The sequence below is a fragment of the Granulicatella sp. WM01 genome, assembly GCF_004570605.1.
GTDB lineage: Bacteria > Bacillota > Bacilli > Lactobacillales > Aerococcaceae > WM01.
In genome coordinates, this window is record NZ_SPPB01000205.1 from 1 (window position 1) to 218 (window position 218).

The window sequence follows — 218 nt, forward strand, 5'->3', positions numbered from 1 at the left end:
ATGATGACAATGATGGATTTACAGATGAGGAAGAAAAAGCTAAGGGAACAGATCCAAAAGATCCAAATTCAAAACCAAGCACACCAGACACATTAACAGTAGCAACAACACCAGTAACAGTACGTGAGAAAGCACCAGTGCCAACAGATAAAAAAGTTGTGACACCAAGTAAAGAGGGATCAACAATTGAGTCAACACCAACAAATGGAATGAGTGTA

At 39.0% G+C, this 218-nt stretch carries 1 protein-coding gene; it reads left to right on the forward strand.

Going from position 1 to position 218, the window contains the following annotated elements; translation table 11 throughout:
- A partial coding sequence (locus tag E4T68_RS09190) for a thrombospondin type 3 repeat-containing protein (RefSeq protein WP_135126103.1) occupies positions 1-218 on the forward strand: 218 nt, incomplete at both ends.